Origin of the sequence: Sphaerisporangium sp. NPDC049002 (assembly GCF_040649355.1) — a bacterium.
Taxonomy (GTDB): Bacteria; Actinomycetota; Actinomycetes; order Streptosporangiales; family Streptosporangiaceae; genus Sphaerisporangium.
Genome location: NZ_JBEZFH010000117.1, coordinates 1 through 22,445, shown reverse-complemented (window position 1 = coordinate 22,445; position 22,445 = coordinate 1). Strand labels below are relative to the sequence as shown.

The 22,445-nt window shown below is 72.8% G+C and carries 19 protein-coding genes; 15 read left to right on the top strand and 4 right to left on the bottom strand.

From position 1 onward, the window contains the following. Positions 1 to 122: 122 nt before the first annotated feature. Positions 123 to 1,508, bottom strand: coding sequence for a hypothetical protein (locus AB0B89_RS22405; protein ID WP_358555971.1), 1,386 nt, complete (start codon positions 1,506 to 1,508; stop codon positions 123 to 125). 104 nt (positions 1,509 to 1,612) lie between these two features. Then, a complete protein-coding gene (locus AB0B89_RS22400; RefSeq protein WP_358555968.1) occupies positions 1,613 to 3,355 on the bottom strand; it encodes a biotin carboxylase N-terminal domain-containing protein in 1,743 nt (580 codons plus the stop codon). Between the two features lie 228 nt (positions 3,356 to 3,583). Between AB0B89_RS22400 and AB0B89_RS22395 the strand changes: the two genes are divergently transcribed. The 7 genes from AB0B89_RS22395 to AB0B89_RS22365 all read left to right on the top strand — a co-directional run bounded on the left by AB0B89_RS22395 (position 3,584) and on the right by AB0B89_RS22365 (position 10,736). Beyond that, a complete protein-coding gene (locus tag AB0B89_RS22395; protein ID WP_354837269.1) occupies positions 3,584 to 3,856 on the top strand; it encodes a WXG100 family type VII secretion target in 273 nt (90 codons plus the stop codon). Between the two features lie 209 nt (positions 3,857 to 4,065). Beyond that, on the top strand, positions 4,066 to 5,082 hold the full coding sequence (locus tag AB0B89_RS22390; protein WP_358555964.1) for a hypothetical protein: 1,017 nt from the start codon (positions 4,066 to 4,068) through the stop codon (positions 5,080 to 5,082). Positions 5,083 to 5,087: 5 nt separating this feature from the next. Further along, positions 5,088 to 5,915 carry a hypothetical protein gene (locus AB0B89_RS22385; protein WP_358555961.1) on the top strand — a complete coding sequence of 276 codons (828 nt, stop codon included), beginning with the start codon at positions 5,088 to 5,090 and terminating at the stop codon, positions 5,913 to 5,915. Further along, positions 5,912 to 6,805: a type II secretion system protein gene (locus tag AB0B89_RS22380; protein WP_358555958.1), complete on the top strand. Its 894-nt coding sequence runs from the start codon at positions 5,912 to 5,914 to the stop codon at positions 6,803 to 6,805. Before AB0B89_RS22385 ends, AB0B89_RS22380 begins: the two co-directional genes overlap by 4 nt. After that, entirely contained in the window at positions 6,802 to 7,701 is a 900-nt protein-coding gene (locus AB0B89_RS22375; RefSeq protein ID WP_358555955.1) for a type II secretion system protein, read from the top strand. Before AB0B89_RS22380 ends, AB0B89_RS22375 begins: the two co-directional genes overlap by 4 nt. Continuing rightward, the gene (locus AB0B89_RS22370) at positions 7,698 to 8,120 is read left to right on the top strand and encodes a TadE family protein (protein WP_358555952.1); all 423 of its coding nucleotides are present in this window, start codon (positions 7,698 to 7,700) and stop codon (positions 8,118 to 8,120) included. The genes AB0B89_RS22375 and AB0B89_RS22370 overlap by 4 nt, the downstream gene beginning before the upstream one ends. Before the next feature lie 168 nt (positions 8,121 to 8,288). After that, positions 8,289 to 10,736, top strand: a complete 2,448-nt coding sequence (locus tag AB0B89_RS22365; protein ID WP_358555949.1) for a bacterial transcriptional activator domain-containing protein — start codon at positions 8,289 to 8,291, stop codon at positions 10,734 to 10,736. Between the two features lie 19 nt (positions 10,737 to 10,755). On the opposite strand, the gene AB0B89_RS22360 is transcribed toward AB0B89_RS22365, so the two are convergent. Continuing rightward, a complete protein-coding gene (locus tag AB0B89_RS22360) occupies positions 10,756 to 15,537 on the bottom strand; it encodes an FtsK/SpoIIIE domain-containing protein (RefSeq protein WP_358555946.1) in 4,782 nt (1,593 codons plus the stop codon). 100 nt (positions 15,538 to 15,637) lie between these two features. Continuing rightward, positions 15,638 to 16,249, bottom strand: coding sequence for a hypothetical protein (locus AB0B89_RS22355; RefSeq protein WP_358555943.1), 612 nt, complete (start codon positions 16,247 to 16,249; stop codon positions 15,638 to 15,640). A 409-nt stretch (positions 16,250 to 16,658) separates the two neighbouring features. Here AB0B89_RS22355 and cutA point away from each other — a divergent pair, with 409 nt between their 5' ends. The 8 genes from cutA to AB0B89_RS22315 form a co-directional block, all read left to right on the top strand. Beyond that, on the top strand, positions 16,659 to 17,012 hold the full coding sequence (gene cutA, locus AB0B89_RS22350) for a divalent-cation tolerance protein CutA (protein WP_358555940.1): 354 nt from the start codon (positions 16,659 to 16,661) through the stop codon (positions 17,010 to 17,012). A gap of 369 nt (positions 17,013 to 17,381) precedes the next feature. Next, entirely contained in the window at positions 17,382 to 18,083 is a 702-nt protein-coding gene (locus tag AB0B89_RS22345; protein ID WP_358555937.1) for a hypothetical protein, read from the top strand. Between the two features lies 1 nt (position 18,084). Then, entirely contained in the window at positions 18,085 to 18,879 is a 795-nt protein-coding gene (locus AB0B89_RS22340; RefSeq protein ID WP_358555934.1) for a hypothetical protein, read from the top strand. After that, positions 18,876 to 20,183, top strand: coding sequence for an ATPase, T2SS/T4P/T4SS family (locus AB0B89_RS22335; protein ID WP_358555931.1), 1,308 nt, complete (start codon positions 18,876 to 18,878; stop codon positions 20,181 to 20,183). The genes AB0B89_RS22340 and AB0B89_RS22335 overlap by 4 nt, the downstream gene beginning before the upstream one ends. After that, positions 20,180 to 21,091, top strand: a complete 912-nt coding sequence (locus AB0B89_RS22330) for a type II secretion system F family protein (RefSeq protein ID WP_358555974.1) — start codon at positions 20,180 to 20,182, stop codon at positions 21,089 to 21,091. Before AB0B89_RS22335 ends, AB0B89_RS22330 begins: the two co-directional genes overlap by 4 nt. Then, positions 21,084 to 22,010 carry a type II secretion system protein gene (locus AB0B89_RS22325; protein ID WP_358555928.1) on the top strand — a complete coding sequence of 309 codons (927 nt, stop codon included), beginning with the start codon at positions 21,084 to 21,086 and terminating at the stop codon, positions 22,008 to 22,010. The genes AB0B89_RS22330 and AB0B89_RS22325 overlap by 8 nt, the downstream gene beginning before the upstream one ends. Next, the gene (locus AB0B89_RS22320; RefSeq protein WP_358555926.1) at positions 22,011 to 22,244 is read left to right on the top strand and encodes a hypothetical protein; all 234 of its coding nucleotides are present in this window, start codon (positions 22,011 to 22,013) and stop codon (positions 22,242 to 22,244) included. Next, positions 22,241 to 22,445, top strand: a 205-nt coding sequence (locus tag AB0B89_RS22315; protein WP_358555923.1) for a TadE family protein, incomplete at its 3' end; no start/stop codon positions are given. The genes AB0B89_RS22320 and AB0B89_RS22315, both read left to right, overlap by 4 nt.

Here is a 22,445-nt window from a genome sequence, read left to right as displayed (position 1 = left end):
CGTGGCCGATCAGAGCGGTGCGGTCAACCATGCCGCACCACGATCAGCGCGTCGGCCGCGAGCACCACGCCGCCGGAGACGCGAAGCGGATTCACTCCACGAGCCGAAGGAGCCGACCGGGACTACCAGTCTCCGCCGCCGCCGAAGTCTCCGCCGCCGAAGTCGCCCCCGCCGCCCCAGTCTCCGCCGCCGCCGAAGTCGCCTCCGCCGCCCCAGTCGCCGCCACCGGCCGACTCGGCGCCCGCGGCGTATCCGGCGTCATAGCCGCCGCTGTGACCCCAGCCGCCGAAGGAACTGCCGAGCATGGTGCCGATCAGCATGCCCGTCATCAGGTCGCCGCCGCCGAAGCCGCCGTAGTACCCGGAGGCGTAGGGGGCGTACGCGGGACCGGCGTCCCAGTAGGGACGGCGCTGACCGTCGACCATGACCTCGCGCATGTGCGGGTCGAAGCCCTGCTCCACGCGCTGCGCGTCGGCCGCGCAGGCGGGCACGTCGCGGGGGGCGCCGTTCGGCGGGGCCCACAGGACGTCGCGGACGGACGGGCCGTGCTGCGGGTTGAAGAAGCACGGTGCGCGCCGCTCGGGAAGCCTCTCGTTGTTCACGCGCGCCTTGACGCAGGCGAGGGCGTAACGGCCCTCCTCAAGGGCGGTGGTCACGCCGCGGAGCTCGTCCGTGCGCTTGACCGCCGCGAGCTCGTTCTTGGCGCGCTCGTAGGCGTCGAGGGCCTGCTGCCAGTCGGCCTGGGTCTGGGCCTGGTTGTCGGACACCCTGACGTCGAGGTCGAGCGCGGTGATCTCCTCACCGAACTTGGTGACGTCCTCCTCGACGGTCTGCTTGACCGCGGCGAGCTCACGGGCCTCCTGGGCCTCGCGGTCACGCTTCTTCTTGCGGGAGTACAGGAAGATGCCGAGGCCGCCCACCAGGGCGAGGACCAGGATGCCGATCAGCACCCCGCCACCGCCGCCGCTGCTCGCGGCGCTTCCGGACTTCAGGGCCCCCTTGGTGTCACCGCTGACGGCCTTGTCGACCCGCTCGACGAAGTCCTTCATGCCGGTGACGACGTCCTTGTTGTTGCTGGTCGCCGCGGTGGCGAGCTGACCCGCCAGGCCGGTCTTGCGGATGGCGCTGGACCCCGCGAACAGCGTGGTGCCGTCGAGGATCGCGACAGTGGCACGCGGACGGCCCTGCTGCGAGAGCGCCTGGCCGAGGGCGGTGATCAGGTGACCCGCAGAGGCGCTGTCGGTCACCGTGCCGTCGGCGAGGGCGGCGACGTAGATCTTGCTGTTCGCGCCCTTCACCGCGTCACGGATGTCGGACACCTGGCTGGAGCTGAGCGCCACGCCCGGCCCGGCGTAGACCGGGTCGCCGGTCTTCCAGGCGGACACGATCGCGTTCGGATCGGGCGGGGCCGCGGCCCGCGCGGCGGGCGACAGCGCGAGAAGCGTGAGAAGTGCGGCCAGCATGGCCACGACTGTGGCTGTGGCGCGGCGCACCGGATGAGTGGTCACGGCTATATGCCTCCTTCGCCCTACAGGACGAACGGGACGTCGACTAGGTTCCTCGAAACGCAACCGTATCTCGATCCGCCGGGCGACCGGCATCGCAGCGGTGGTCAGGCGTCCTTGATCTCGCAGATGGAGGCTCCCGCGGTGACCGTCTGCCCGACGGCCGCGACCAGGCCCGTCACAGTGCCGCCCTTGTGGGCGGTGAGCGGCTGCTCCATCTTCATTGCTTCCAGCACCACGATGGTGTCGCCGGACTGGACGACATCGCCGTCGGAGGCCGTCACCTTGACGATCGTGCCCTGCATGGGGCTGACCAGCGAGTCGCCGCTCACCGCCGCCGCCGAGCCCTTGCCGGCGGCGCGCCGGGCGGGCTTCTTGGGGACGGACTGCCGTGCCATCGCGGGCGCGACGGGCAGCACCACCTCAAGGCGCTTGCCGCCGACCTCCACGACCACTCGCTCGCGCTCGACCGGCTCCTCTGTCGCGGTCTCCCCGGCGTAGGGCTCGATCACGCCGTCGAACTCGGTCTCGATCCACCGGGTGTGCACGCTGAAGGGCTCATCGGTGAAGGCGGGGTCGGACACGACGGCCCGGTGGAAGGGCAGGACGGTGGGCATGCCCTCGACGGAGAACTCCTCCAGCGCGCGGCGGGAGCGCGCGAGGGCCTCGGCCCTGGTGCGGCCGGTGACGATCAGCTTGGCCACCAGCGAGTCGAACGACTGCGGGACCGTCATGCCGGCCTCGTACCCCGCGTCGAGGCGCACGCCGGGGCCCGCGGGGGCGCGCATCGTGGTCAGCGTGCCGGGTGCGGGCAGGAAGTTGCGCCCGGCGTCCTCGGCGTTGATCCGGAACTCGATCGAGTGCCCCCGGACCTCGGGGTCGTCGTACCCGATCGGCTCGCCGTCGGCGACGCGGAACATCTCGCGCACCAGGTCGATGCCCGTGACCTCCTCGCTGACGGGGTGCTCGACCTGCAGCCGGGTGTTGACCTCCAGGAAGGAGATCGTGCCGTCCTGGCCGACCAGGAACTCGCAGGTGCCCGCCCCGACGTAGCCGGCCTCCTTGAGGATGGCCTTGGAGGAGCTGTAGAGCAGCTCCCGCTGCTCGCTGGACAGGAACGGGGCCGGGGCCTCCTCGACCAGCTTCTGGTGCCGTCGCTGCAGCGAGCAGTCGCGGGTGGAGATCACCACCACGTTGCCGTGCCGGTCGGCCAGGCACTGCGTCTCCACGTGGCGGGGCCGGTCGAGGTAGCGCTCCACGAAGCACTCACCGCGCCCGAACGCCGTCACGGCCTCGCGCACCGCCGACTCGTACAGGTCGGGGATCTCCTCCATCGTGCGGGCGACCTTCAGCCCGCGCCCGCCGCCGCCGAAGGCGGCCTTGATCGCGATCGGCAGGCCGTGCTCTGCGGCGAAGGCGACGACCTCCTCCACGCCGGACACCGGGTCGGGCGTGCCCGCCACCAGCGGCGCGCCCACCCGCTGGGCGATGTGCCGGGCGGCCACCTTGTCGCCGAGCGACGTGATCGCCGACGGCGGGGGGCCGATCCACACCAGCCCGGCGTCGATCACGGCCTGGGCGAACTCGGCGTTCTCCGCCAGGAAGCCGTACCCGGGATGGACGGCGTCCGCACCGGACACGGCCGCGATGCGCAGCAACTTGCCGATGTCGAGGTACGTCTCGGCGGGTGACTGCCCGCCGAGCGCGTACGCCTCCTCCGTCATCCGCACGTGAAGGGCGTCGAGATCTTGGTCGGCGTACACCGCGACGCCGATCAGCCCGGCATCCTTGCATGCGCGGGCGATCCGCACCGCTATCTCGCCACGATTGGCGATCAGGACCTTCTGCACCGAGGTTGTCCCTTTCCTCCAAAGGCCTTGCGCGCCTCCCACGGAGTGTAAGCGGCCTCTGATCTCGCGTGAGCCCCTACCCCCGGCCTTTCTTCCCGGGAACCGGGCACCCCCGTGTGGGTGGGGGTGATAACTACTCGGTATAACCAGTGCGCCATAGGGGTTTCACGTCTAGGGTAGGGGCGTTTGGCTACCCCCTGTATGCAGACGATCCCGAAGGAGACCGGCATGAGCCAGAGCCTGCTCGGCGGCGACCCCGCGGAAATGCAGAACATGGCCGCTCAGTTCACGCAGCAGGCGGAGCAGGTGCGCCAGACGATGGCGGCGCTCGACCGTGAGGCGGCGAAGGTCGGCACCGCGTGGACGGGCCCCGGTGCGGTGCGGTTCGGCGGTGCCTGGCAGAACTACCGTCAGGCGTTCCAGAGGATGTCGGAGGAGTTGGCCGAGGCCTCCCGCATCATCACCACCTACCGCGGCAACATCGAGTCCGCGACGCGATAGCGCGCGAGGCCGGAGCCCGGCGGGTGGAGTTCCCCGCCGGGCTTTCGTGTTTCCGGGCCGTCTTCCGTGCCCTTAACGCCCTATTGACCGCTGGTGCCTCGCAAAGTCAGACACGAGTGCGGTTTCCGGGCTTATTACGGCGATCCTGATCCAATCTGAGTAATGTCGGTGCTCGCCAGCAGTGTCCCCAAACTCTGGAGTCCTCACCGATGAGGGTTACCGAGCAACCCCCCTTCCGTGGCCCAGAGGCGCGACGGCTCGCCGGCAAGACGCCGTCACCCGGTTTCCCGCAGGGACGGAAGCTGCCCGTCGCCCCTCGCGAGCGCAGGCCCGCCCTGGCGCTGCTGGCCATCCTGCTGATCGTCGGCGGCGCTCTGGTCACGGCCGTGATGTTCGTCCGGAACGGCGAGCGGGTGTCGGCCATCGCGGTGACGGAGCGGGTGGGGGCCGGTCAGCGGATCCCGGTACGGGCGCTCAAGGAGGTGCGGATCGCGGTCGCGGACGTCCGGTACGTCCCGTGGTCCGCCCGCGAGGAGGTGGGCCGGCAATTCGCCGCCGTCGACCTCGTGCCGGGGACGCTGCTGAACGACGGGATGGTGGCGCTCGCCTCCTCGGAACTGCGCCCGGGCAAGGCGGTCGTCGGGCTCCTGCTCAAGGCCGGCCAGGTTCCTCCCGGCCTCCAGAAGGGCGACCGGGTCCAGGTGATCTTCGTGCCCGGCGGGGACGGCACGGTCGAGGGCGGCAGGGTCCTCGCCGCCCACGCGCTGGTCAACTTCGTGGACGACGGCCCGAGCGGCTCGGGAGGCGGGTCCACGTCGGTGTCGGTCGTCGTCGACACCGAGGTCGCGCCCACCGTCGTGGCCCACGCGTCGGCGGGCCGCATCGGCCTGGCTTACCTCCCTGGACTGCCGGCCGAGGTACCTCCGCAGGCGCCGCCCACCGGCGGGCCATCCGCCGGTACGACCTCGGACCCGAATGACGCCACGACCGGCGCGCCCGGTCCGGACGCGCGGCAGACCCCACGGCCCTCGACGCGGCCCTCAACGACCCCACGGCCCTCGACGACCCCGCGCGGCGGGACCCAGCCGGTCCGTACGCCCTCGTCCCGTCCGACCGGCGGCACGACCGCCAGGCCGAGCGCCAGGCCGACAGGCCGCCCGACCACAACGCCGACCACCCGGCGAACCACCGGCCCGACCCCGACGGCGACCGACAGGCAGGGCTGAGAGGCATGGCACTGATCGCGCTCGCCGCGGACAAGGGCGCCCCGGGGGTCACGACCGCGGCCACCGCGCTCGCGGCGGTCTGGCCGCGCCAGGCGCTGCTCGCCGAGTGCGACGCCGCCGGAGGCGATCTCGCCTACCGCCTGCCCGCGGAGCAGGGTCATCCCCTCGACGCGGGGAGGGGTCTCCTCAGCCTGGGAGTCGCCGCCCGCAGGGGGCTGGACGCCTCGCTGGTCCACGAGCACACCCAACGGCTCGTCGGGGGGCTGGAAGTCCTCGCGGGCATCGGCGGAGCCGAACAGGCCTCCGGGCTGACGTGGCTCTGGGAACCGCTGGCGCTGGCGTTCAGGGAACTGCCCGGCACGGACGTCATCGCCGACTGCGGCCGGGTGGGGTCCTACCCTCCGATCAACGGCCTGCTGGCCGCCGCCGACCTCGTCCTGCTGCTCGCCCGCCCCCAGCTCGACCAGGTGGCCCACCTCCGTGACCGTGTCGCGGCGCTGACCGACGCCCTCGCCGAGCGCACGCCGGCCCCGCCCCCCGTGGGCGTCGTGGTGATCGCCGAGGCCAAGAGGTTCAAGAAGGCGATCGCCGAGGTGCGTCGCGTGCTCGCCGCGAGCGGGACGCCCGACGTGGTGCTCGGCGGCCTCGCCCACGACGTCAGGGGCGCCGAACTGCTGCGCGGTGAGTGGGGCGGGCGGCTCGGCCGTACCCTGCTCATCCGCTCGGCGCGCGAACTCGCCGCCACCGTTCTCTCCCGGACCGACCACGGAGCCCGCCAGCAGGGCCGCCACGCCCAACCCCCCGCGATAGCCCCCGAAAGAAGCACGGCATGACCCCCGCGACGCCGGTGATCCAGTTGTCGCTGGTCCTGCTGGGTGGGGCGGCGATCGGTGGCGGGGTGTTCCTGCTTGTGGCGTTCTTGAGGGGCGGCACGAGAGCCTCCGCCCGTACGGACCGGCCGGCCGGGCCCCGTGCGACGAAGCTTTCCGTTCGCGCGACGGCAGCTGTCGCCGTCGGCGGCGCCGTACTGATCGCCACCGGCTGGCCTGTGGTCGCCGCGGGCTGCGGCCTGCTGGTTCTCGGCTGGCATGGACTGGTGGGCGGCGCCGCCGAGGAGCGCGCCGCGACGCGCCGTCTGGAGGCGCTCGCCGCCTGGACCGACTCGCTGAGGGAGAGCGTCGTGGGCACGGCGGGCCTGGAGCAGGCGATCCCGGCCTCGGTACGGGCGGCCGCCCCGACCCTCCAGCCACACCTGGTCGCCCTGGTCGACAGGCTCCACACCCGGATGCCGCTTTCGGACGCCCTCCACCGCTTCGCCGACGACATCGGCGACTCCTCCGCCGACCTTGTCATCGCCGCCCTGATCCTCAACGCCAAGCTGCGCGGGCCGGGTCTTCGCGAGGTGCTCGGCGCGCTCGCGGGATCGGCCCGCGAGGAGCTTCACATCCGCCGCAGGGTCGAGGCCGAGCGGCGTTCCGCCCGGCGCGGCGTCCAGATCGCGGTGGGCGCGTCGCTCGGGTCGGCCGCCGCTCTGGTCGTCCTGCGCCCCTCCTACGTCGCCGAGTACACGGGCCCGGCCGGGCAACTCGTCCTGCTGGTCGTGGCGGGGCTGTTCGCCGCGGGTTTCGCCTGGATGCGCGGGCTCCCCAGATTCGACAGACCCGGCCGCACACTGGCCGGACCCCTGCCGGCGCCCACCACCGAGGCGGGGGTGACGCGATGACGGGATCGCTGGCCGGGGGCGCGCTCGTCGGGCTGGGGGTGTTCCTGCTGCTGCGCGCGCTGTTCCCCACCCGGCCGGGGCTCGCCGCACGGCTCCTCGCCGCCGACGCCGTACGTCGTGACGGGCACCGCGCCGGAGAGCCGCCGACCGGGGAGGACACCGGCCCGATCCGCCGCGAGGTCGGCGAGTCCGCCGCGCGCTTCTACGCGGCTCGGGGGTGGGAGCAGCGCTCGGTCCGGGCCGATCTGGCGCTGCTCGGCAGGTCGTTCGAGGACCATCTCGCCTCCAAGTGCCTGCTCGGCGCCGCCGGGCTGCTCGCCGCGCCGACCGTGGCCGCGTGGACCACGCTCATGGGCTGGGAGTTCCGGCTCGCGGTGCCGCTGTCGTCGGCGGTCGTCCTCGCCCTGATCTTGTTCGTACTCCCGGATCTGCGGCTCCGGAGGCACGCCGCCGTCCGCAGGCGCGAGTTCAGGCGCGTCGTCGGCGCCTTCCTCGACCTCGTGGCCGTGAACCTGGCGGGCGGCGCGGGAGTGCCCGAGGCGCTGATGTCGGCCTCGTCCCTCGGAGACGGCTGGGCGATGTGGCGGATCCGCGACGCGCTGGTGAACGCCAGGTTCGCCGCGATCACGCCCTGGCAGGCCCTGGGCCGGCTCGGAGAGGAGATCGACGTGGACGAACTGCGCGACCTGTCGTCCTCGCTGGGGCCGGCCACCGACGACGGCGCGAGGCTTCGGCGGTCCCTGGCGGCCCGCGCCGAGGTCATACGCCGCCACCGGCTGGCGGAGATCGAAGGCCGGGCCGGGGAGCGGTCGATGCTGTTCGCCCGGTTCCTGCTGTGCGCCGGGTTCGCGCTGTTCCTGAGTTATCCCGCCGCCATGAGGATGCTCGGATCATGAGGCGGCGACAGGGAGACCGGGGAGCCTCGGTCATCGAGCTGGCGCTGATCATGCCGGTCGTGCTCGTGGTCATCCTGCTGATCGTCCAGTTCACCCTGGTCTTCCACGGCAGGCAGGTCGCCGACGCGGCCGCGCGGGAGGGCGCGAGGATCGCCCGCGCCGCCGGCACCGGGACGGAGGGCTGGCAGGGCGCCGCCGAGTCCCGCGCCCGTACGGTCGTGCGAACCGTCGGGCCCAAGATGCTCCAGTCCGTCGTCGTACGGGCCTGGCAGAGGGGTGACCAGCGCGGGGTCACCGTCGAGGGCGACGCCGTCGCGGTGGTCCCCCTGCTTCCCGGCATGTCCTTCAGGATCACCTCCACCTTCGGCGGACCCATCGAATGCTTCCGCCCCGACGACGGCAGCCCCGGCTGCCAGTGACCCTCCGGGGCCGGATCACGGGCCTTGGGCGTCTTCGTGACGGTCGGATGGTAGGCATACTCCTGACCATCATCGGATTCGGCGGCGGCGCCCTGGGCAACGGTGCCGCCGCGGGGCCGGGGACAGGTCAGGCATCCCCACGGACAGGCCAGGTCAGGGATCGAGGAAATGGCAACACCACCCGTGCGCCCGCAGGCGCGGACGGCGTCCGGCATCCTGCTCGGCGTCCTCGCCGTCGTCGCCCTGTTCGCCCTGGTGGCCGGGGTGCCGTACGCGCTGGTCCGCGTCTTCGGCTCCCCGCTTCCCGACGGCGGGCTCTCCCTGGACACGCTGGCCCGGCGGCTCGGGCCGGGCGCCGTTCTGGACATGCTTTCGGTGCTCGTCTGGCCGGTCTGGCTCCAGTCGGTCGTCTGCGTGGTCGCCGAGCTGTCCGCGATCGGCAGGGCCGGCGCGCCGCCCCGGATCCCCTTCGCGCGCGGCACCCAGGCCCTGGCTCACCGCCTGGTCACCACCGCGTCCGTACTGGTCACCAGGCCCGCCTCGACCTCGGAGCTCCCGGAGCACCCGGACGACCCCGACGACCCGGAGGCCACGCGCGACCTGCGCGGACTGCCGCACCGTCGCGGGGGACCCCACCCTGGGGTGAACGCGGCCGGGTGGGGCCCGGCATCCCACGAGACGGGCCGGCACGCGGGCGCCCCGGCCCCCGGGCCGGGCGCTCCAGGGATCCAAGGGTCCGCGGCGGGATCGTCCCCCGGGGCGGGGTCGCTCGGCGCGATCTCCGGCTTCGTCAGCGCCGGGTCGCTCAGCGCGGCGGGGTTGCTCGCGGCGCTCGGGCGGAGGCGCAGGGAGCGCCTCTGGACCCGGCCGCCCGGATCCGGGCTCCCGACGCCGACCGGCGACACGGCGCTCGTGGAGAAGGCACTCCTGCTCGCCGCCGACCAGACCGGCGCGAGGACGCTCGACCTCGGCCTGCGCCACCTCAGCAAGGAACTGGCGGTCATGGGTCGCACGCCGCCGACGGTCTACGGTGCCTTCCTCTCCTCCACCCACATCGACCTGTGGATCCATCCGGGCGACGAGGACGTGCCCCCGCCGTGGACGGCCGTGGACGGCGGCCGGGTCTGGCGGCTGGACGCCCTCGACGGCTCGTCCCTGAACGAGCAGGCCGTGGCGGGCACCCTGGCCCCCTATCCGGGGCTTGTCTCCATCGGCACGAACGAGAGCGGGCGCGTGCTGATCGACCTGGAGACGGCCCGCGGCCTGGTCGAGCTTCGCGGTCCTGGACCGAGCGTGGCCGCGGCCCTCGCGGCGGCGGCGGTCGAGCTGGCGACCAGCCGATGGTCCGACCACATGCGGCTGCTCCTGGTCGGCTTCGGCCACGAGCTGGCGATGGTCGCCCCTGACCGGGTCGCCGTCGCCGGGAGCGTCGCCGAGGTGCTGCCTGAACTCACGGCGCGTACGGCCGAGGTCCAGCGGGCGCGTACGGCCGCCGAAGCCGACTCTCGGCGCATCGGCGCTGATGGCGGGGCGTGGATGCCCACGTACCTGTTGTCGGCGTCGCCGGTCACCCCTGAGGAGGCCGCACAGCTGGCGGAGCTGACCCGTAGCGGCACGCGGACGCCCACCGGCTGTCTCATAGCGGGCGACGGGTCGACGGGCTCAGCGTGGACCTGGGAGCTCACCGAGGAAGGCCGGGCCTGCGTCAAGGAGCTGGGTCTGGACGTCGCGGGGCAGCTCCTGAGCGAACGCCAGTACGCGCGGATCGCCGAGCTCTTCCGCACCGCCGTCCACGGGAACCCGCCGCCCCTTCCAGAGCCGGAGCCGAACGGCCTCGCGGCGGCGCAGCTCGACCCGTCCTTCAGCCCGTCGGCGGAGGTCTCGGTGCTCGGGACCGTCCGGGTCCTCACCCCCCGGCCCCTGGAGGAGGATCAGGTGGCCATCTGCTCCGAGCTGGCCGCCTACCTGGCCACGCACCCGGGCGGCGTCCATCCGAGGACCCTGGACGGGGCGCTGTGGCCGGGCGGCGTCGAGGTCGCCGTGCGGGACGCCGCCATCGTCCGCGCGCAGGAGTGGCTCGGCATGGACGGCGCGGGACGTTTCAACCTGTACGTCGACACCGCGGGCCTCCTTCGGCTCGGTCCTGAGGTGCGCGTGGACTGGCAGGTGTTCCGCGAGCTCATCCGTATCGCCCGGTACAACCCCACGAGCGAGGCCGAGGCGCTCGACGACGCTCTCGCCCTGGTCAGAGGGCCGCTGGCGTCGGGGCACCCGGCCGGCTGCTACCTGTGGCTCGCGGGGGACCCGGTGGGCCAGGAGGTCACGGCCCGGGTGTCCGACGCGGCCCACCGGCTGTGCGAGCTGCGCATGCGGGCCGGTGATCCCGATGGCGCCGTCGGGGCGGCCCTCGCCGGGCTGCGCGTCTCGGAGGGTGACGAGGGGCTGTGGCGCGACCTGCTGCGGGCCGCGCACGCCACGGGCGACATGGGCACGCTCCAGCTCTGGGTGGGGACGCTGCGGCAGCGCGCCGCCGCCTCCCAGTACTGGGGGCGGCTCGTCCCCGAGACGGAGGCCCTGATCGCGGAACTGCTCCCTTCCCCCGCAGGGAACGGGTGACCCGCCGACCGGCGTGTCGTCAGGTGGTCAGGGCGGCTTGGATGGGGGTGGGGGTTCCGGAGATCACCAGGAGGCCGCGGCCGGGGGGGCCGCCCACCGCGCCGCGCGGCAGCCGGACGTTGAACAGGTCGCCGTCCGCCGGGCTCTGGACCGACAGCAGCAGCCCCGTGCGCGCCTTGCGAGCCTCGGCCACGAACCCCCGGTAGGCCGTCGCGAGGTCACCGGTGGTGCCCGCGATCAGGAGCCCGTGCTCCCCGTCCCTGCCGCTGCGCAGCGTGCCCTCCAGCGCCAGGCCGAGGGGCGAGTCGGGGGACACCAGCTCCGCGTCGTCCACGATGACCACGTACCGGTCGTGGCCGGCGAGCGCGCCGGGCAGGTCGCCCGCCTCCCCGTCCCCGCCGAGGACCGCGAGCACGCCCGGCTCCCCTGACAGCTCGCGCAGGGGGCTGCGCCGGGGCGCCACCACGGCGACCGGTGTGTCCTGGCCGAGCAGTGAGCGGGCGGCGGTGAGCAGCACGGACGACCGCCCGGACCTGGACGGCCCCGCGATCACGGCCGCCGGGCCCTGCGCGAGCAGGTCGACCCCGAGAGGGGCCAGGGAGTCGCCGCCCGCGCCGAGCAGCGCCCACAGGGGCGAGGGCGGCTCGAAGGCGGGGACGAGCTCCAGGGCCTGGGAGGAGGTGATCCGCATGGGCAGCGCGTCCACCTTGAGCAGCGAGCCGGGGCTCGGGAAGCGCGCCGCGGCCGTACGGGCGAGCGCCTGAAGCGCCGCGACCTGGGCGGGGCCCGAGGGATCGTCGCACAGCAGGGCGATCTGACTCTCGACCACGCCCTGCTCGCCGACGGAGATCGCGCGTCCCGGCGGCATGGCGGACGGGAGGCTGCGCGGCGGGAGCCCGGCCAGGCCGTAGTCGGCCGGGTCGGCCAGCCGCATGATCAGCCGGTCCTCGAACAGCGTCGAGATCTGGCCGAGCAGCCCCGACCTGTCGGAGGTCACCACGGCACGCAGCCCGACCGCGGGCCCCTCGCGGAGCAGTTGCATGAGCGCGTCGAGCAGCCGTCCGTAGTCGTAGCCCTCGAACGCCGCCGCGAAGCCCTCCCACCGGTCGAGCATCAGCACCAGCCACGGCATCCGCAGCGTCGCGTCACCCCTGACCCCGTCCAGGGAAGCCGTGGCGCCATCCCCGGCAGGGAAGGCCGTGGTGTGAGGTCTGTTCGCGGCCCTGGCCTCGGCCAGGGAGGCGTACCCGGCCTCGGCGAGGAGTTGCTGCCTGCGGCCGACCTCGGTGCGGAGGCGGGTGAGCAGGCGCTCGACGCGGTCGAGCTGGTCGCGGGTGACGACCGCGCCGCAGTGCGGGAGCGCCACCAAAGGCAGCAGGGAGCCCGAGCCGCAGTCGATCGCGTGCAGGTGTACGTCCTCGGGCGAGGCGTGCAGGGCGATGGAGCCTGCCAGGGTGCGCAGGGCCGTGGACCTGCCGGTGCGGGCCGTGCCGGCGATCAGCAGGTGACCGCCGTGGGCCGGGTCGAGGACGAGCGGCCGGCGGTCCTGGGCCCACGGCAGGTCGGTGAGGCCGAACCACAGCGGCGGCACCTCGCCGCCCCGCGCGGACCTCTCCAAGGGCACCTCGCCGCCCCGCGCGGACGACTCCAGCAGGACCGTGTCGCCGCCGTGCGTGGGCTCCCGCAGCAGGACCCTGTCGCCGCCCCGCGCGGACTTCTCCACAAGGACCGTCTCGGGCAGAGGCGGGAGCCAGGGGCTCGGCTGCTCCTTGATGCCCATGATGCGGGTGGCCTCCACCACGGCGTCCACCAGTACGGCCAGGTCGCTGGTGGGCCCTCCGTTGACCCCGCCCGCGCCTCCCTGCGGACCGGTGCGCAGCGGGTGCCCGAGGTCGCGCCAGCCCACCTCGACGACCCTCGGGCCCGAGCTCCGGCGCGCGGCCTCCGGCACCCTCCCGCCGACCCGCGCCGTCTGGACGGCCTGCGCGGCCCCGATGCCGGAGCGCACGTAACACCGTCCGGGAGTGGACTTGGAGATGTGCGCGGCCTCGGGCCCGGAGATGACGTCGGCCGACTCCGTGGCCTCGGTGACGCGCAGTGCGATGCGCAGCGAGGTGTTCGCCTGGATGTCGGCGGTCACCACGCCTCCGGGCCGCTGGGTGGCGAGGACGAGGTGGATCCCGAGGGAACGGCCGCGCCGGGCGATGTCGACCAGCCCGTCCATGAAGTCGGGCAGCTCGGCCACCATGGCGGCGAACTCGTCGATGATCAGCAGCAGCCGGGGAAGCGGCGCGAGCGGTGCGGCGGCGTGGTCCCTGAGCTCGTGGTAGTCGTCGATGTCCTTGGCCCCGGCCGCGAGCAGCAGCCGCTCCCTGCGGCGGATCTCGGCGGCGAGCGAGGCCAGCGCCCGCTGGGTGAGGTGCTCGTCGAGGTCGCTGACCATGCCGACGGTGTGTGGCAGCCGCACACACTCCTTGAACGCCGCGCCGCCCTTGTAGTCGATCAGCACGAACGTCATCTCGTCGGGCCGGTTGGCGACGGCCAGCGAGCAGATCAGCGTCTGGAGCAGCTCCGACTTGCCCGCGCCCGTCGTTCCCGCGACGAGCGCGTGGGGGCCGTCCGTGCGCAGGTCGACGCTGAACGGGCCCTCGGCCCCGACGCCGATCGGCACCTCGGTCGTACGGCCTCCCGACCGCCACCGCGTGGCCACGGCGCGGCCGGTGGGGCTCAGCTCCAGCAGGTCGAGCAGGCGTACGGACCCGGGGAGCACGACCGTGGCGTCGTCCCTGCTCACGTCGCGCAGCGGGGAGAGCGACCGGGCCAGGCGCTCGCACCACGCGGGCGAGACCTGGTCGGCGAGGATCTCGCCGATCGCGTCCAGGCCCCCGCCGCGCAGCCGTACGAACCCCTCGGGCCCGCAGTCGACGACCGTCGCGCACTCCTCAGGGAGGAGCCGCTGGTCCTCGTCGATGGCGATCGTGTAGACCCCGGCGCGTGGCCCCTGCCTGAGAACCTGCGGCATGCCGGGAAGGGCACGCAGCACCTGGGCGCCGTCGAGGATGACCAGCACGTCGTAAGGGCGGTCGTCGTAGGCGGCGAACAGCGGCTCCTCGTCGGGGAGGAACGAGCGCCCCCATCCCTTTGCCGGGGCGAGCGGGGCCAGGCCGTGGTCGTCGGGGCCGAGGCGCTCGCCGATCAGCGCCGCCAGCTCCGCGACCCGCTGGGCCGCCGCCTCGGGGTCGGCGCCGACCAGCGCGACGCAGTCGGCGTCCCGTGGCGCGCAGTGCGGCAGCCAGCGCGTCCAGTTCCACTGAGCCGCCCCGTCGGCCCCGGCGGAGAGCACGACCACGGCGAGGTCGCGGGGGCTGTGCAGGGTGACGGCGGCGCCGACCAGCGACCTCGCGATGCCCAGCGTCACCTCGCGCGGACCGGTCATGCCGGCCACGCCGAGCCTGCGCATCGCCAGCGAGACCGGCACGGCCCCGGACACCGGCAGCTCGGGCAGCGTGATGTCGGGAGACGCGCCGCGCTCGGGAACGAACTCGATCTCCGCCGGCAGGTCGGCCAGGCCGATGCGCAGCCGCAGCGCGTCGGGATCGTGGCTTCTGCGCTCCCACAGGCGCCGCCGGGGACCGGTCGCCGTGAGCAGCAGCTCGGCGGCGTCGGGGGAGGCGGCGCGGCGTTCGAGCTCGTTCACCGCCCTGGCCTTCTCGACCGCCGCCTCGAAGGCCGAAAGGCGCTCCCTGTAGGCCTTCATGTCCTGGCGGTACTTCCTGCGGCCGTGCCGCCGGTCGCTGATCCACTGGCCGATCATGATCACGGGAGTCATCAGCGCGATCAGCAGGTAGTACCAGATGTGGAACACCGCGGCCATGGTGAAACCGAGGAGGGCCGGGAGGCAGGCGGCCAGGAGCTGCAACCGCATGCCCTCGCCCCGCGTGGGCTCCGCCGGCACCTCGAACCGCCTGCGCCGCTCGGCCGGGCGCAGCCGGGGCGGCCGGTTGTAGGCGAGGCCGCCCTCGGGCAGGACGTCCAGGTGCGCGTCGGGCGGCTCGGTCGCCCGTAGGACGAGGACGGAGTTCCCGCAGGTCAGCGGCGCGCCGTCGGGCCAGGGCCGGGGGCCGCTCACCGGCTCGCCCGCGAGCTGGGGGACGGTGTGCGTCGCCCCGCGCGTGAGGGCGCCGATGACCTCGGCCCTCTCGGCGCCGCGTTCGGGGGCCCCGCCCCGTGCGCGCTTCCCCACCTTGCGGCGGGTCCGGCGTGACGTCTTCGCCGGGGGCCTGCCGGGGGATAAGGCGGACCGGACGAGGACCTCGTCCGGTGTGACGCGCACTTCGGCGGCCTCGGGCGGCAGATGGTGGTCGCCGACCGGCACCGCGCACGCGGGATCGGACCCGATGACGTGGACCCCCAGGCCGAGCCTGTGGACCGAGCCCGCAGCGGGCCCCCCGACCACCCTGATCTCGATCACGCCGCCGGGCTCGGTGAGGAGCGTCGACCCGGCGGCCCGCTGGTCGAGCGTCACCAGGTCGCCGTCGCGGAGCGCCGCGACCATGGGCGCGTCCGGGTCGAGCCGCCTGCCGTCGACCCAGAGCGAGGGCGCCTCCCGCCCGCGCGGGCGCGCCTGTCCGCCGAGGCCGTACGGCGCGCGCGCACGCGACAGCCGTACGACGTTGCCGCGGGTCTCTCCCGGCGCGCCTTTCAACGCCGCGGCGAGGCCCGCGACCGTGGTCTCCTCGTCGCCATCGATGACGACGTCACGATGGCCGTGCTCTGAGACCACGGTAAGCATGATCCGCATGCGGCGTCTCCTCCGGGTCCGGCTCCCGCGCATAACGTAGCGACGGGAGTTCATCCGGTCCGGAGGTTTACGTCAACCAGACCTGCGGGTGCCCGTCTCCCTACTTCTCCACTTTCTTGCCGTCAGGGCCGACGAGATACCACTTGCCGCCGAACTGGTTCTTGCCCTGGCCGTTGAACTCCCCGGCCATCATGTCGCCTGCGTAGTAGTACAGCGGGTGCTTGTCGTAGGTGACCTGCTTCTCTCCCTGCTTGCGGGTCGCGGTGCCGAGGAGGGTCTCCTTCACCCCGGTGCCGGCCTGGGGCTTGCCGCGGCTGAGGAGCGGCGGCCAGGTGACCGCGCAGTTGTCGTAGCAGTTGGACATGTTGTCCGTGTCCTTCTCGAAGACGTACAGAGGCTTGTCGTTCTCGCCGACCAGGACCTTGCCGTACTTCGAGTCCGCGACCTTGACCTTCGCGTGCTCGGGCGTCGGCATGGGGCTCATCATCGACTCGGTCCCCGACGGCGACGCTCCCGGCGAGGTGTAGGTGGGGCTCGTGCTGGTGGTCGGCGAGGACCCGGGGTATGGGGACGTCTCGGTGCTGGTCGGTGACTCGGTGGCGTTGGCCGCCGCCCTGCTGTAGCTGGTCGCGGGCTTGTTGGCTCCGCCACATGCGCTTACCAGCAGGACGGTTGTGGCCAGCCCGACGCTCGACGCCAGAATTCTGTTCATAACCCCCTCCTTCTCAAGAGCTCCGCACCCAGCTGCCGGGCCGGACTATGTATCTGTCGAGGGGGGACGTAGCTATCCTTCCCGCCTATCCAGGTTTCAGCACATCAGTGCTTGTTTCGCCCGTTCTCGACCCTAAAGACCGATACAGAAAGACGACTAGGCTGGGTGGTTATCGCGGGCCGCTGAGTCTCTCTGTGGGTTTCCCACAGGAGTCTGTGGGTGACGACTGTGGATAACCCACCCTCCTGTGGATAACTCGGGGATGATGTGTCCAGATTTACGGTCTTAAACCGGATTTATCGCCATGATTCGGGCGGAAGCGTGCTCGGGGATAACACACTGTCGCTGTGGATAAAGCTGTGTACAACCGGCCGTGGGGGCCGGTCCAGCGAGGGATGAGGGAGCTGTCATGCCGGACTACGTGCAGGTCCAGATCGCGGTGGAGGACCGTGACAAGGCCGCTGAGCTCGCCCGGTCGGCCGTCTCCGCCAGACTCGCCGCATGCGCCCAGATCGTCGGCCCCGTCACGAGCACCTATCGGTGGAAGGGCGCGGTGGAGACGGCCGAGGAGTACCTGTTGCTCATCAAGACCACCCGCGACCGATCCGTCGAGCTGACCGAGCACATCCGCCGCGAGCATCCGTACGAGACGCCGGAGATCATCAGCCTCCCGGTGGAGGGCGGCCTGGGCGCCTATCTGCACTGGATCGACCAGGAGACGCGGCCTGGCCCCGAAGGTGAGGACGGCGGGACGGGCGGTTAAGATGCCGCTTCGCAGGGGAAACCAGAGTGGTAACTGTGGCGGACGATACGTTCGATACAAAGGGGAATAACAGCGGAAATATCAGTGCGATCGGTGTCACGGGACCACGGCGATTCTTGACGCTCCCGTTGACAGTTAATCGATAGTGGATGAGCATGGGTCCGGTTTCCATCCCTGAGCTTGGTGCAAGCTGCACACAATGGCATGAGAATTCCGGACGATAACCCAACGACCCCCCGTCCTACATATCCGTGACCATGCCGTCCCGCACCGTGGTCATGCGGTTCATCTCGGTCAGCCCCGGTGGCGGCCGATTTCAGCGCATGGTGAGGGTGCCGGCCTGGTTCCTGATTCGGGAGCCCCCCACCCATGAGGATCAGCGAGAAGCCCGACCGTGACAGCCGCGCGCCCGTGAACTCGGAGCGCCCGGGGTCGCCGGGCACGCTGTCAGGACCGGCCTCCCGCAAACTCCCGGTGCCGCCCCGCGAGCGCAAGCCGGCCCTCGCCGCCCTCGCCCTGCTGCTCGTCCTCGGCGGGGCGCTCGCCACGACGTTGCTGGTCATGCGCAGCGGCGACCGCGTGTCGGCCATCCAGATCACCCAGCAGATCGGCGCCGGCCAGCCGATACTCCCCGAGGCGATGGAGGAGGTCCAGATCGCCGACACGGGCATCCCGTACGTCTCCTGGATCCATCGCCAGCAGGTCGCCGCGACCTTCGCGCGGGTGACCCTGATCCCCGGCACCCTGCTCACCGAGCAGATGGTCAGCAACGCGAGTGAGCAGGTCGGACCCGGCAAGATCACCCTCGGCCTCGCGCTCAAGGCCGGCCAGATGCCGCTCAGCCTCCAGAGGGGCGACCACGTCCAGGTGCTGTACGTCCCCGGCTCGGGCCGGGGCACCGCCCAGGGCAAGGTGCTCGCCCCGAGCGCGCTGGTCGAGAGCGTGGGCACCAGCGAGGGGAGCAGCTCGGGACTGGTGTCGATCATCGTCGACGCCACGGTCTCCCCGGCGATCGCCATGTACTCCTCAAGCGGTGAGATCGCCCTCGGCAAGCTCTCCGGAACCGGCTGACGTGGCGCTCATCGCCCTCGCCGCCGACAAGGGGGCACCCGGCGTGACAACCGCCGCGACGGCGCTCGGCGCCGTGTGGCCCCGGCCGGTGCTCCTCGCCGAATGCGACCCCTCCGGAGGCGACCTGGTCTACCGCCTGCCCAGCGTGGACGGCAGCGTGCTCAACCCCGGCCGCGGCCTGCTGAGCCTCGGCGCCACGGCCCGCCGCGGCCTGCGGCCCGAGCAGGTCCACGAGCACACCCAGAAGCTCGTGGGCGGCCTCGACGTGCTGACCGGCCTGACCAACGGCGAACAGGCCGCCGGGCTGACCTGGCTGTGGGGGCCCCTCGGCCGGGCGCTCGCCGCGCTTCCCGGGGCCGACGTGCTCGCCGACTGCGGCAGGCTCGGCGCCCACCCGCAGATGGCCGACCTGACCGCCGAGGCCGAGCTCACGCTGCTGTTCACCCGGCCCAGCCTCGACCATGTCGCCCACCTGCGCGAGCGGCTCATGCTGATCTCCGGGCAGGTCGGCGTGGTGGTGATCGCCGATCCCCGGTCCTACCGCGGCTCGATCGACGAGGTGCGCCGCATCGTCGCCGCCACCAGCAGGGACGTCGCCTTCGTGGCCGGCCTGGCCTACGACCCGAAGGGCGCCGAGCTGCTCAGGGGCCAGTGGGGCGGCCGTCTGGACCGCTCCCTGCTCATCCGTACGGCCCGGGAGCTCGCGGGCCGTCTCGCCGCGCGCGTCGCGCCGGGCCGCACGTCCCCGTCCGCCACCGAACCGCCACGCCCACGAACGGGGGAGCGAGCGACATGAGCATCGACCACACGCTGGTGAAGCGGTTCCGGCAGGAGGTCGGTGACCGGCTCGCGCACCAGCGCAGGCTCGACCAGGCGAGCGGCCTCGTGCCCATGTCCGGAGAAGACGAGCGGCAGTTCGCGCGGGCGCTGATCTCCCAGGTGCTCGAAGAGCACGCCCGCAACGAGATCGGTTCGGGGCGCACCCCTCCGACGGCCGAGGAGGAGGAGGCGCTGGCGGCGGGCATCCACGCCGCGCTGTTCGGCGTGGGCCGGCTTCAGCCGCTGCTCGACGACCCCGAGGTCGAGAACATCGACGTCAACGGCTGCGACCGCGTCTTCGTCGGGTACGCCGACGGCCAGGAGCTCATGCACGATCCCGTGGCCGAGTCCGACGAGGAGCTGATCGAGCTCATCCAGATCCTCGCCGCCTACAGCGGCCTGTCGAGCCGCGCCTTCGACACCGCGAACCCCCAGCTCGACCTGCGGCTCCCCGACGGCTCCCGGCTCTCGGCGGTCATGGACGTCACGGTGCGCCCGGCGGTGTCCATCCGCCGCGCCCGCCTCGGCAAGGTCTTCCTCAGCGACCTGGTGGGCAACGGCACCCTCACCCCCGAGCTCGGCCGATTCCTGTCGGCCGCCGTCGGGGCCAGGAAGAACATCATGATCGCGGGCTCCACGAACGCCGGGAAGACCACGCTGCTGCGCGCCCTGGCCAACGAGATCCCGCCCCACGAGCGGCTGATCACGGTGGAGCGCGCGCTGGAGCTGGGGCTCGACCAGTTCCCCGAGCTGCACCCCAACGTCGTGGCGTTCGAGCACCGCCTGCCCAACTCCGAGGGCCAGGGCGAGATCACCATGGCCGAGCTGGTGCGCCGCTCGCTCCGCATGAACCCCAGCCGGGTCATCGTCGGCGAGGTGCTGGGCGACGAGATCGTGACGATGCTGAACGCCATGACCCAGGGCAACGACGGGTCGCTGTCGACGATCCACGCCAACTCCTCGATGGAGGTCTTCAACCGCATCGCCACCTACGCCCTCCAGGCCGAGGAGCGCCTGCCGATCGAGGCGACCCACATGCTCATCGCGGGGGCGATCGACTTCGTGGTCTTCATCGAGAAGCGCAACGACTACCACGAGGGCGGGCGGCTGCGCCGCTACATCGCCAGCGTCCGCGAGGTGGCCGGGGTCGACGGGCGGGTGCTGTCCTCCGAGATCTTCGCCCCCGGTCCCGACGGCCACGCCGTGCCGCACGCCCCGATCGCCTGCGTCGACGACCTGGCCCAGCACGGCTACGACCCGACGATGGGGGCGTGGTCATGATCCCGCTCCCGGCCGGGCTCTTCGATCCGCTCGCGATCCTCGCGGGCGCCCTGACCGGCGGCGGGCTGTTCCTGTTCGGCCTCGCCCTGTACGGGGTGCGCCCCGGGCCGCCCTCCCCCGACCGCGGCGCCCGGCGCCGTGAGCTGCTGCGCAGGCTCTCCACGCGCTCCGCGGTCGCGACCATCACCGGCGGCGTGGTGCTGGTGATCACGGGCTGGCCGGTCATGGCGGCGGGCGCCGTGCTGCTCGTGCTGGCCTGGCGCGGGCTCACCGGCGGCGCCGCCGAGGAGCGCGGGGCCATGAGCAGGCTCGAAGGGCTGGCCGCCTGGACCGAGTCCCTCAGGGACACCATCGCCGGCGCGGCCGGCCTCGAACAGGCGATCCCGTCCTCGATCAGGGCAGCGGCTCCCATGCTCAGGCCGCACCTGCGCTCCATGGTCGACCGCCTGCACACCCGGATGCCCCTGGCCGACGCGCTGCGGATGTTCGCCGACGAGCTCGACGACCCCTCCGCCGACCTGGTGATCGCCGCCCTCATCCTCAACGCCAAGCTGCGCGGCCCCGGCCTTCGCGAGGTGCTCGGCGCGCTCGCCGTCTCCGCGCGCGAGGAGCTCGACATGCGCCGCCGCGTCGAGGCCGAGCGCCGGGCGACGCGGCGCAGCGTCCAGATCGTGGTCGGCACGGCCGTCGCCTTCGCCGCCGCCCTGGTCGTCTTCAACCCCTCCTACGTCGAGGAGTACGACTCCCTGCTCGGGCAGGCCGTGCTCGTCGTCGTCGCCGGGCTGTTCGGCGCGGGGTTCGCCTGGATGCGGAGGCTGGCCCGATTCGACAAGCCCGCCCGGCTCCTCGGGCTGGCGTCGAGCGCTCCCCTGGAGCGCGAGCTGGTGGCCGGGGGCGTCCATGGTTGAGAACGTCCTCGCCGGGGCCGTGTTCGGGCTGGGCCTGTTCCTGCTCGTCAGGGCCCTGTTCCCGCCGAGGCCCGGCCTGGTCACCCGGCTGCTCGCGCTCGACTCCGCCCGGGAGGGCGACGACGCCCTCCGGGTCCGGGTCATCAGCCCCGACGAGGAGGTCAGCGCCTTCCGTCGCGGCCTCGGCGTACGGCTCGCGCGGTTCTACACCGCCCGGGGCTGGGAGGTCCGCTCGACCCGTGCCGACCTCGCCCTGCTCGGCCGGTCCTTCGAGGGGTATCTCGCCACCAAGATGCTGCTCGCGGTGTCCGGGCTGCTGGCGTTCCCCGTCCTGGCCGGCTGGCTGCTGCTCATGGGGTGGGGCGTCTCGCTCCAGGTGCCGCTGTGGGGGGCGCTGATCGTCGCCCTGGTCTTCTTCTTCCTCCCTGACCTGCAAATCCGCAGGGATGCCGCCGTGCGCAGGCGCGACTTCCGGCACGCCGTCGGGGCGTTCCTCGACCTGGTCGCGATGAACCTCGCGGGCGGCAGGGGCGTGCCCGAGGCCCTGCTGATGGCGGTGTCGGTCGGCGAGGGCGGCAGCTCGTCCAACTGGGCGATGGCCCGCATCCGTGAGGCCCTCGCCAACGCGAGGATCGTCGGCATCACCCCCTGGCAGGCCCTCGGCCAGCTCGGCGACGAGATCAACGTCGACGAGCTGCGCGACCTGTCGGCGGCACTCGGACTGGTCGCCGACGACGGCGCCAAGGTCCGTGCCTCGCTCACCGCCCGCGCGGCGACGATGCGGCGGCGCGAGCTCGCCGAGGTCGAGGGCCAGGCCGGCGAGCGCTCACAGTCCATGCTGGTCGCCCAGCTCCTGCTCTGCGCGGGGTTCGTGATCTTTCTGAGTTTTCCGGCAGCGATGAAGATGTTGGGGTCATAGATGTTCACACCACCGTGGCTTACTTACCTGGTCGCCGTGCTCCACGTACGCCTCGACCGTGCCAGGACCGCCCCCTCGCGCGGCGCCTCCGCCGTCGAATGGGTGATCATCACCGCGATCATCGCCGGCGTGGCCCTCGGCCTGGCCACGCTGATCAAGACCCTGGTCACCCAGAAGCAGGCCGAGATCCAGAGCAACTTCGGCGGGGGCGGCGGTACCGGCGGAAAGCCGTGACCGGGCGGCCCTCGTTCCCGAAGGCCGCCGCCCTCGCGCGCGGGCGCGACCGTGGGGCCACGGTGGTGGAGCTGGCGCTGCTCATGCCGGTCCTGCTGATCGTGATCCTGCTGGTCGTGCAGTCGGCCCTGTGGTTCCACGGCCGCCAGGTGGCGGACGCGGCGGCTCGTGAGGGGGCCCGCGTCGCGCGCGCCGCCGGGG